This window comes from Pseudoalteromonas sp. Isolate3 (assembly GCF_022398505.1).
In the GTDB taxonomy this organism is placed as follows: domain Bacteria; phylum Pseudomonadota; class Gammaproteobacteria; order Enterobacterales; family Alteromonadaceae; genus Pseudoalteromonas; species Pseudoalteromonas apostichopi.
Genome location: NZ_JAKEVN010000037.1, coordinates 24486 through 33669 on the forward strand (window position 1 = coordinate 24486; position 9184 = coordinate 33669).

Annotated in this window: 13 protein-coding genes; 6 read left to right on the plus strand and 7 right to left on the minus strand. The window is 40.5% G+C overall.

Translation table 11 applies throughout. The features are described from left to right. Positions 1-175: 175 nt before the first annotated feature. Genes L1D46_RS09550 through L1D46_RS09560 form a run of 3 tightly spaced genes read right to left on the minus strand, consistent with a single transcriptional unit; the run spans position 176 to position 2336 of the window. Positions 176-397 carry a DUF3325 domain-containing protein gene (locus L1D46_RS09550; RefSeq protein ID WP_239977457.1) on the minus strand — a complete coding sequence of 74 codons (222 nt, stop codon included), beginning with the start codon at positions 395-397 and terminating at the stop codon, positions 176-178. Then, entirely contained in the window at positions 394-1995 is a 1602-nt protein-coding gene (locus tag L1D46_RS09555; protein ID WP_130052336.1) for a PepSY-associated TM helix domain-containing protein, read from the minus strand. The genes L1D46_RS09550 and L1D46_RS09555 overlap by 4 nt, the downstream gene beginning before the upstream one ends. Then, positions 1992-2336, minus strand: coding sequence for a hypothetical protein (locus L1D46_RS09560; RefSeq protein ID WP_175580338.1), 345 nt, complete (start codon positions 2334-2336; stop codon positions 1992-1994). The genes L1D46_RS09555 and L1D46_RS09560 overlap by 4 nt, the downstream gene beginning before the upstream one ends. A gap of 198 nt (positions 2337-2534) precedes the next feature. On the opposite strand from L1D46_RS09560, the gene L1D46_RS09565 reads away from it, so the two are divergent. The 4 genes from L1D46_RS09565 to L1D46_RS09580 are packed head-to-tail and all read left to right on the plus strand — an operon-like array spanning position 2535 to position 4938. Further along, positions 2535-3227: an aspartate/glutamate racemase family protein gene (locus L1D46_RS09565; RefSeq protein ID WP_130052337.1), complete on the plus strand. Its 693-nt coding sequence runs from the start codon at positions 2535-2537 to the stop codon at positions 3225-3227. 9 nt (positions 3228-3236) lie between these two features. Next, the gene (locus L1D46_RS09570; RefSeq protein WP_130052338.1) at positions 3237-3599 is read left to right on the plus strand and encodes a VOC family protein; all 363 of its coding nucleotides are present in this window, start codon (positions 3237-3239) and stop codon (positions 3597-3599) included. 19 nt (positions 3600-3618) lie between these two features. Next, positions 3619-4200, plus strand: a complete 582-nt coding sequence (locus L1D46_RS09575; RefSeq protein ID WP_130052339.1) for a uracil-DNA glycosylase family protein — start codon at positions 3619-3621, stop codon at positions 4198-4200. Between the two features lie 3 nt (positions 4201-4203). Next, positions 4204-4938 carry a phytanoyl-CoA dioxygenase family protein gene (locus tag L1D46_RS09580; RefSeq protein WP_130052340.1) on the plus strand — a complete coding sequence of 245 codons (735 nt, stop codon included), beginning with the start codon at positions 4204-4206 and terminating at the stop codon, positions 4936-4938. A gap of 43 nt (positions 4939-4981) precedes the next feature. On the opposite strand, the gene L1D46_RS09585 is transcribed toward L1D46_RS09580, so the two are convergent. Beyond that, positions 4982-5539, minus strand: coding sequence for a short-chain dehydrogenase (locus tag L1D46_RS09585; protein WP_130052341.1), 558 nt, complete (start codon positions 5537-5539; stop codon positions 4982-4984). A 112-nt stretch (positions 5540-5651) separates the two neighbouring features. Between L1D46_RS09585 and arfB the strand changes: the two genes are divergently transcribed. Together arfB and L1D46_RS09595 are read left to right on the plus strand one after the other, a co-directional pair. Further along, positions 5652-6065 (plus strand): alternative ribosome rescue aminoacyl-tRNA hydrolase ArfB, encoded by a 414-nt coding sequence (gene arfB, locus L1D46_RS09590; protein WP_130052342.1) that lies wholly within the window; start codon positions 5652-5654, stop codon positions 6063-6065. A gap of 134 nt (positions 6066-6199) precedes the next feature. Further along, the gene (locus L1D46_RS09595) at positions 6200-6517 is read left to right on the plus strand and encodes a hypothetical protein (RefSeq protein ID WP_130052343.1); all 318 of its coding nucleotides are present in this window, start codon (positions 6200-6202) and stop codon (positions 6515-6517) included. 25 nt (positions 6518-6542) lie between these two features. On the opposite strand, the gene L1D46_RS09600 is transcribed toward L1D46_RS09595, so the two are convergent. From L1D46_RS09600 to L1D46_RS09610, 3 genes are read right to left on the minus strand one after another with little or no spacing between them, the layout of a single operon-like run. Next, positions 6543-7577: a DUF2955 domain-containing protein gene (locus L1D46_RS09600; RefSeq protein WP_130052344.1), complete on the minus strand. Its 1035-nt coding sequence runs from the start codon at positions 7575-7577 to the stop codon at positions 6543-6545. A 13-nt stretch (positions 7578-7590) separates the two neighbouring features. Next, the gene (locus L1D46_RS09605; protein WP_130052345.1) at positions 7591-8652 is read right to left on the minus strand and encodes an HlyD family secretion protein; all 1062 of its coding nucleotides are present in this window, start codon (positions 8650-8652) and stop codon (positions 7591-7593) included. Positions 8653-8656: 4 nt separating this feature from the next. Next, entirely contained in the window at positions 8657-9133 is a 477-nt protein-coding gene (locus L1D46_RS09610; protein ID WP_130052346.1) for a MarR family transcriptional regulator, read from the minus strand. Positions 9134-9184 lie beyond the last annotated feature (51 nt).

Consider the following 9184-nt stretch of genomic DNA (forward strand, 5'->3'; position numbering starts at 1 on the left):
TATCAATTCCTGAATTAGGTATTGTTTCGAATTGGTATCAGATCAGTTTTTTACTAACTAAACTAGAAAATCATCACTGAAAAGCCACTTAACAGCAAGACAGACATAGTTAATAAACTGACATGCTTAACCCAAGAAACAGTAAAACTGAATAAAATCATTAATATAAGTACACTTAATGCCATATAGCGCAAAACAGCAATGCGCCATATCCAGCATCTGACAGCACACAAAGTACTAAACTTAGTAAAATAGTGATCCAGCCACTTAATAAAAAGCTATTTCTTTGTTTTTCAGTCAATTTCTTTTTAAACACATCACGAAAATGATTAAATTTTGCAAGTGCAAAACAATTAAATCCTAAAAAGCAGAGACTAAATTGTAGTAATTCCATCATCCTTGTTGCTCCTTTAAAATCCTGTTTTTATTTGATCTACCTTTATTTGTAGTGGTTTTATGGCTTGGTATTTTTTTGCTTTGTAGTAAAAACAGCCCCCCTGCACAAATAAACGCACTATCAATACCAAATAAAGCCCACTGTTTAGTTAGTAAATACGTGATCCAATTACCATCTGTTGTCAGCGCATTTACAATAGGCACTAATAAGCAAGCAGCAGCGTTTAACCATGCACTATAGCGCCAATGATGTTTTTCTCGGCCGATCACAGCAACAACTAGCGTCGCAAGCCAAGCTAAGAAAAACACGAGTATTTCTTTATCGGCACGACCAGCTAACTCTAAAGGTAATAGTCGATTAGCAATGAAGAACGCTGCGGTTGCAAGGGGTAAGCCCATCAATGTGGCTAAATTTAGTGTCTCAACGAGCTTAAGTCCAAAGCTTGGTTTTTGCTCTGCTTTGAGTCTCTCGCGTAAGCGCTTTGCCCACATGATGCAGCCTGTAGCTATCATGGCACAGCCTGCTACGCCACAGAAAAAATACAACCAACGCAGTAATGGCTCGGCTAAACGGCCGCTATGTAATGCTGTCATTGAGTCATAAAACTGCGCCGAAGCGCTCCAATCTTCACCTGAGCTCGCTTCGAGCTCACCTGTTACACCATTAAATAAATAGCGTGGTCCGTTATCTACAAGCTCTTTGCCGGTTGCCAAATAAACCACTATTTGTGAGGTCGCTGTATTCGCATTTCTCACAAACACGTGGCTAATGTCGGCATTCGGTGACTTAGTATAAATCTGATCTAATACCTCTTTGATTGCCACCATAGGGCGCTGCTCTTCACTGGGCTTAGCACGCTTGTTAATGGGCAATGCCTCATCAAACATTTGTCTTAAGCCATTTTCATATACGGTTTCAGCGGGGTAGGGGAACAGCATAAATATCAGAGTAATAATACCCGTATAGGTGATCATAATATGAAACGGCAACGCTATTACCGACGAAACATTATGTGCATCTAGCCAACTTCGGCTGCCTTTGTTAGCTCTAAAGCTAAACATATCTTTAAAAATGCGCTTATGGATCACAATGCCAGTGATCAATGCTACAAGCATAAATAATGAGGCTAAACAAACAATTATCCTTGCAGTAAAAACGTCTATGTAATGCAAATCAAAGTGTAAGCGATAGAAAAAATTCCCACCTTTAGTATCTCGAGGCGCTGGCAATTGCTCTAAATTATTAGGGTTCAAATAGGTATAATTGAAAGGCGCACGACGCTGCCCTGGCTGTTTAGGCTCAGCAAATCCATAGCTTAAAACTGGATTTCGAGATTCAGGTAAGTTTATTCGCCACGATAATGAGTTAGGTGCCTGCAACTGTAATTGCGCAAACACATATTTAATTTGATCGGCTTGAGACTGAATACGCTTAGGCTGATGCTGCACATGATGCGTTTCGGGCTTAGCCCAAATAGTAATTTCATCCTTAAAAAAGCTGATAGTACCAGCAAAAAATATCAAGAATAATAACCAACATACCAGTAAACCGACCCAGGTGTGCAGCCAAGTCATTGAGCGGAAAAAACTCTCTTTCATAACCACCCCTTAATCAATGAAAGGGCCAGTAATTGCCCACCAGTAGTTAGTAAAATTGTGATCCATACAGTCTTTAAAGACTTAACTGCAAACACCCAAATAAATACACAACAGTAAAAAAATACCGATAGAGTCGTAGTTAAAAGAACACTGTCGAGTTTATTAAGTGGTAATAACACAGCTAATAACGAAATAAGTACACTGGTAAAAGCGTAACCACCAATGATGGCTGCAACAAAACGCAAAAATACAGCGACACGATAAGATAGGCTCACAGAACCCTTTTTAGCTGTAATTTTAGGGTGATTGTTTGTCACTGCATCTAATGATTGAGAGTGCATGATAATCCCTTAAAAAATAACACGAGAAGAAAACCACATATTATATCGCCGCCAAACAGAAAGATAGTGATTATCATTTGCGTAAGCGTATTTAATAATGAAACAAATTCATCCTGTATTTTTGTTAGTAAAATAATGATCTGCTAGCTTTGTTCTGAGCATTGTCATATGGTGTTATGAAACTAAAAAGAGGTTGTAATGAAAACAATAGGCTTAATTGGTGGTATGAGCTGGGAGTCAACGCAAAGTTACTATCAACTTTTAAATCAAGGCATTAAAAATGAACTTGGGGGGCTACATAGCGCCAGAATAGTACTTGTCAGTCTCGATTTTGCCGAAATAGCAGAACTACAACAGCAACAGGATTGGCCACAGATGGCCGAAATACTGATAAAAGCAGCCAAACAGGTTGAAGCTGCTGGCGCCGATTATTTATTGATTTGTACTAACACGATGCACAAATTAGCAGAGCAAGTACAAGCATGTGTTTCTATTCCTTTGTTACATATTGCTGATGCAGTTGGTGAAAAGCTAATACAATGTAACCATAAAAAAGTGGCTTTGCTGGGTACTCAATTCACTATGGAGCAAGGCTTTTATAAACAACGCTTAGCAGATAAATTCTCTGTAGACGTTTTAATTCCTGATGCTCAGGAGCGTGAAATAGTGCATCGTGTGATTTATGATGAACTATGCAAAGGCATAATCAATCCAGAATCCAAAGCCGAGTACCTAACAATTATTGATAATCTAACTAAGCAGGGTGCAGAGTCCATTATTCTTGGTTGCACTGAAATAGCATTGCTAGTTCAGCAATCCGATGCCTCAATTCCATTACTTGATAGTACAGCACTGCATTGCGCCATGGCGCTCAAGAACAGTTTAAAATAGGAACAAATTATGTCGAACCACCATAGCTTAAATTATGTTGAGTTTGCAGCAAAAGATTTAGCTGCAACAAAAGCGTTTTTTCATCAAGTTTTTAAATGGCAATTTACCGATTACGGGCCTGAATACAGCGCATTTAGCGTTGAATCAGCGGGCCTTGACGGTGGTTTTTACCAAGCACCTCTAAGTAGCTCAACCTCTAATGGCGGTGCGCTAGTAGTGCTTTATTCAAATAATATTAAAGAGACTCAAGCACAGGTAGAAAAACACGGCGGCACAATTATTAAGCCTTTGTTTGATTTTCCTGGAGGCTGTCGTTTTCACTTCACAGAACCAAGTGGTAACGAGTTAGCTGTTTGGTCAAAACAAGCATAGATCATATTTTTACTAACTCATGACTACTCAATCATTATTAGAACAAGTTAGTAAATGCGTGATCTGCGAGACTCATTTACCACTTGGCGCTCGGCCCGTTATTCAATTTAATTCACGGGCTCGTATTTTAATTGCTGGTCAAGCGCCAGGGATAAAAGTACATGAAAGTGGCAAACCATTTGATGATGCTAGCGGTGAAAGGCTTCGCTCTTGGCTTGGCGTAAGCAATGAAGAGTTTTACGATAATAGTAATTTTGCTATTCTGCCAATGGGCTTTTGTTACCCAGGAAAAGGTAAGTCGGGCGATTTACCACCGAGAAAAGAGTGCGCGATTACATGGCGTGAAAAACTTTTAGCACAGTTAACTAATATTGAACTCACCATTATCTTAGGTAAGTACGCGCAGGCATATCATTTACCCCACACTAAGCAGTTACCCTTAACTGAGTTAGTAAAATCGTGGCGTGAATATTGGCCAAGTTACCTGCCATTACCTCACCCAAGCCCTCGTAATAATATCTGGCTGAAGAAAAACCCATGGTTTGAGCAACAAGTATTGCCTGAGCTTAGTAGTAAAATACGTGCAATTTTAGCAAGGTAAAAAATGGAAAATAACTTTTTTGCTGAAAACGGCTATTGCCATGTAAAGGGGCTTTACACAGCGAATGAACTTGGCAAGATAAGGCCCATTCTCGATAAGTTTCATTATAACTGGCTGCTAGAAAACCAACGTTTTTACCAATCCAGAGGGATTAATAGCTCAGGGTTGACTGGCGCTGCATGTTTAAGTACTGAAGAAAAGTTTACCCTTTTTGAATTTATCTGTGCCGATACTCTATTGAATCAGGTTAAAGGCGTTGTTGCTGAACCTCAGTTTATGAATACTCAATTATTTTTTAATCCTTACAATCCCAAACAAGCAAACTATTGGCATCGCGATATGCAATATCACTTAGAGCTTGATGCACAAAAGGCCGCACTTTATGGCCCTGAAGTTTTACATTGCCGAGTAGCTTTTGAAGATGAGCCGGGAATTGAGCTAATACCGGGCAGTCACAAAAACTGGGATTCAGACGAAGAACTAGCTGTAAGATTGGGGCAGCAAGGAGCTAAAAATAATGATTCGCTGAGACGCGGAAAACAAGTTGCATTGAAGAAGGGTGACTTACTCATATTTTCGGCAAATATGATCCATCGGGGCTTGTACGGCATGAATCGATTTGCCCTAGATATTTTGTACTTTGAACGTCACCCGAGCCTGAATGAATTTGTACAAACTGGATTTTTACCAACTGCAGAACAAATGCAGCATCTAAAAAACGCAATGGTATTCGAGTAAGTAGAAAAAAGCGGCTCACTAGCCGCTTTCTTTTTTTGTGCTGTTACTGCAACATCGCGAATAACTCTTTTAACTGCGGCATGTATTGCTTAACTAAGTTAATATTACTTTCGCTAACATCTGCTGTTGCAGTACTTGCTTTAACACCTTCTAAAGCACCCGCCATTGAGCGAGCCCCCGCATTAGATGATGATGCCGTTAGGCTTTGTAAACCACTCATCGCTTGGTTTACACGTTGCTTGTTCTCTTCAGACATACCTGCTTTAAGGTTTTCTAAATAGGCAAGAGATACTTCTGAGCCAACTGTAACTAACTGCTCAGGAGTGAAACCGTATTGTTTGGTTAACGCTGCAAACTCAGTGTAAAGCTCATGCCTTTTAATGTGGCCTAATGCATCCATAACAGAGGAACTATCTGCACCATTAGAGCTTCCTAACATACTATCGAGATTCAAACTTTCAAGCTCTGGTTGGTTTTGCGACCAATTTACTACTGCTGGCAAAGCCCTGATATAACGCTGTAGCTGGCTTTCAGTAATATCTTCTGCGAAGCTAGAAAAACTCATCGCCAGTAGGCTTATTGAAATAAATAGTGCTTTCATTGTGATCTCCTTTCTTTCAAATTGGTTAGCAATCGGCTCACATAGTCGAGTAATTATGTTTGACCAATTACAAATGTTATAATCCTTTTTTTACCATAGCTAAATGAACCTGATGTTAACTATTTCTAATACTGTCACGATTGCTGAATGGGAGCTCGACTTTAGTGCGATCCGTTCTCAAGGTGCTGGCGGACAGAACGTCAATAAAGTGGCTACAGCAATTCACCTACGCTTTGATATTAACCGATCAAAATTACCTGACTTTTACAAACAACGTTTGCTTAATTTAAATGACTCTCGAATCACCAAAGAGGGCGTAATTGTCATTAAGTCGCAAAGTCATCGTACACAAGAGATGAACAAAGAAGATGCGCTTAGCCGTTTAAAAGAAATAATCGTAAACGCTACACAAGTACAAAAGAAACGTAGAGCAACTAAACCAAGCAAAAGCTCTCAGAGAAAACGTATGGACAGCAAAACCAAAAGAGGACAAACAAAAGCATTACGAAAAAACATAAAACCCTAACCTTAGCACCAGAAAACCGTGTCAAAAATGAGCGAAACTGTAAAGAAGTGTAACTTGTTAACAAAGTTAATTGATGGTTAATCCTGCCGCGTCTATAATAGTAATACAATTTCAGAATAATAAAGGAGGGGCGTATGGGCCAAAAATCACGTTTTTTTGCAGCTGCAATGATAACGCTGTCAACGTTGCCTATTTCAAGCTTTGCTGTAGATTCTTGGCAAGCTGGAAGCGCGTATCCGCAAGGTAGTGAAACCTGTTATAACGAAATTCTTTATAAAGCCAGATGGTGGGCAACACCTGGAGAAGAACCAGGCAGTTCTCAATGGGGCGCTTGGGTTGCAGATGTTGCTTCAAAAACTTGCGTACAAAGTGTTGTAAAGAAGCAAGAGGATTTATTAAAGTCTTTACCCACAATTTTCGAACCAAATAATAAAAAAGGGAGTACTGAATAACTCCCTTTTTTGTGCATATTAGATTTTACTCGAATGTGTGATGCCTTGTCATTTCAAAGCGATTTAAAATGTGATGCATAATGTACACTGCACATAAGCTCAGCAGTATTGCCACTGATACTGACGAAAAGCGATAAAGTGCGCTGTATACTAGATCTTGCCCCGGCCCCAATGACTGGCCAAACAAAATGCCAAATGTAGTAATAATACCAAAACCGACACCTGGAATACCCCCACCAATTATATGATAACGACTAAAGATAAAAGTTAAGATCCATAGAATTAACGCCGGAAATATCAAAATATCAGTATGGTTGTACAAGAATAACTGTGAAACTAAGGCCAAATTACAGCCAATTAAAGTTCCTATAGCACGTTGCCATGCAGCCATACCAGCCGCTTTCCAGCATAACGAAAATAAGATCAGAACAGATGCTGCTTGAGCAGAAATTGAATCTTGTAAATCAAAAACCTGAAAAACCACAAATGACAAGGTTGCCACCGTTGAGCAAAGTAATACCTCATGGCGTACACTTTCTTTTGCTTTTTCTGGCATCTGACGGCCTTGGCGCGGTGAAACATCTGGGAATAAACCATGCATTAGCATCGAAAACACCACAGTAACCACAACTGCAACGGCATTACTAATAATCAGCGGATAAATACTTACCCCTCCACCTGTGTAGGTCGAAAAATGCAATTGAATAGACAAGCTGACCACTGTTGTAGCGCCAAATAAAAAGTTAGCGCCACGACTCATTTGATAGAATAAAAAGGCAAATGCCACAAAGCAGATCATCGTCATAACAACAGGCAAGTGAGAGAACAGCCCTTGCACTACAAGTACAAATAATGCACTGAATACTGCGCCTGCGTAAAACTGTCGAATGATATGCATGTTTAACACAGGCACTAAGCCGAGCAATAGCATAGGGTAAACAGTAAAAAAGATGCCATTAGGCCAGTTCATCAATTTTGCCAGTGCAAACCCTAATGCTGAGCCCGTAGCAATGCGAAGCGCCTGGCGCAAGCCATTACCATCGAGTTGCAATACAGACATAGCTCACCCAGCCTTAGTAAATGAAGTGCAGAACACTGATAAAACGGATTTGCATGCTCGCAAACCAGCTACCGATGCTAGAGTCAGGCAAAAGCTGTACGGTTGCACGAGCACCACTTGGGAACTTAGCTAGCATCTGGTGTTCATCAAGTTGAATATGAATACGTTGACGCTGTGCATCTCGTACCCAACGATTGCTGCTTTCTGTAGCACTGAGTAAACCGTTTGCATTGAGCTGACCGTCACTTACACCGGCTTCAAAACTAATAATTTTGCCAGTAAACACTTTTCCCGGTAGCGCATCAAAGCTAACTTTTGCAGTACTACCAATTTGTACGTGAACTAAAGACTTTTCACGAAAATCAGCCACTAAATCAGCCTTATTGGCAACAATCGCCATTAACGGCTGGCCCTTATTAGCATAAGTACCCGGTGTTACTTGTAAATTTGCTGTTTTACCGTCGGTATCGGCAGTCACTGTGGTGTACGACAAATTTAGTTTCGCTTGCTCAAGCTGATTTAGGGCATGGCGAAGCGCTAAATTGTCATCACCCTTTTTACCACGCGCTAATTTAGCCTCGCTAAGCTGCGCTTCAATTGCAGCTACATTCGCTTTGCTTGATTGGTAGTTTGCATTGATTGTTTCGTACTCTTGCTCTGAAATAGAGCGCTTTTTCAATAACGACTCACCGCGCTCGAACAGCAACGTTTGCTCATGCAGCTTAGCTTGAGCAGCAGCTAACTGCGCTTCTATTGCCTTGACACTACTATCTAAACGTTGGTTTTGTTGTTTCGCATCATCATAAGCAAGTTCAGCTTGTTGAACGGCAAGCTCAAAAGGCTCATCGTTAATCTTAAACAAGGCTTGCTGTTTTTCGACGGCTTGATTATTGGTCACTAATACGTCAGTCACACGCCCACTTACTTGTGGCGTCACTTGCACAACAGGGTGATACACACGGGCCTGTGGTGTGACAGGCATGTATAGATCAGCAATCACAAAATATAAAAATAAAACAATGAAACCCGCCAAAGAGATTTTTACGTAACGGGCAAATTTTTGATCTGGCGTCATAAAGTTACTTATCTCCTGAATAATGACGGATACACTGGCGAGCGTTTTGCTCCATCTGAATTAAACCATGTGCCATAGTATCGAGTTGTTCTGTGGTCAAATCGGCATAAAGATGCTCTTTCACATCAGCGATAATCACTTGTAATGTGTCTAACAATTGTAGACCCTGCTCAGTGAAGTACAGACGTTTACTGCGTTTATCTTCAGCATCAGCTTTGCGAGCAATAATCTCTTGTTGCTCAAGCTTCTTAATAGTGCGAGTCAACGATGGCATTTCAATACCTAAGCTGCTTGCCAACTCTTGCTGCGTACAACCTTGGTTTAAATGAGACAGGTGCATCATTGCAGTCCAACGAGATTGAGTGAGTCCAAGAGGCTCGACCGCCAAAGTTACTGCATCGCGACATAATCGATGCACACGGCCCATACTGCCGCATAATGTTAAATCAAGAGTTTCGTGAAAAGGGGGAGTAGAGGACATGATGCGCTCCATTTACTTAGCATGCTAACTATTTTAATATAGTTAGCATGC

Coding starts and splice junctions, on each gene's coding strand:
- L1D46_RS09550 (WP_239977457.1), bottom strand. CDS start 397: ATGATGGAATTACTACAATTTAGTCTCTGCTTTTTAGGATTTAATTGT.
- L1D46_RS09555 (WP_130052336.1), bottom strand. CDS start 1,995: ATGAAAGAGAGTTTTTTCCGCTCAATGACTTGGCTGCACACCTGGGTC.
- L1D46_RS09560 (WP_175580338.1), bottom strand. CDS start 2,336: ATGCACTCTCAATCATTAGATGCAGTGACAAACAATCACCCTAAAATT.
- L1D46_RS09565 (WP_130052337.1), top strand. CDS start 2,535: ATGAAAACAATAGGCTTAATTGGTGGTATGAGCTGGGAGTCAACGCAA.
- L1D46_RS09570 (WP_130052338.1), top strand. CDS start 3,237: ATGTCGAACCACCATAGCTTAAATTATGTTGAGTTTGCAGCAAAAGAT.
- L1D46_RS09575 (WP_130052339.1), top strand. CDS start 3,619: ATGACTACTCAATCATTATTAGAACAAGTTAGTAAATGCGTGATCTGC.
- L1D46_RS09580 (WP_130052340.1), top strand. CDS start 4,204: ATGGAAAATAACTTTTTTGCTGAAAACGGCTATTGCCATGTAAAGGGG.
- L1D46_RS09585 (WP_130052341.1), bottom strand. CDS start 5,539: ATGAAAGCACTATTTATTTCAATAAGCCTACTGGCGATGAGTTTTTCT.
- arfB (WP_130052342.1), top strand. CDS start 5,652: ATGTTAACTATTTCTAATACTGTCACGATTGCTGAATGGGAGCTCGAC.
- L1D46_RS09595 (WP_130052343.1), top strand. CDS start 6,200: ATGGGCCAAAAATCACGTTTTTTTGCAGCTGCAATGATAACGCTGTCA.
- L1D46_RS09600 (WP_130052344.1), bottom strand. CDS start 7,577: ATGTCTGTATTGCAACTCGATGGTAATGGCTTGCGCCAGGCGCTTCGC.
- L1D46_RS09605 (WP_130052345.1), bottom strand. CDS start 8,652: ATGACGCCAGATCAAAAATTTGCCCGTTACGTAAAAATCTCTTTGGCG.
- L1D46_RS09610 (WP_130052346.1), bottom strand. CDS start 9,133: ATGTCCTCTACTCCCCCTTTTCACGAAACTCTTGATTTAACATTATGC.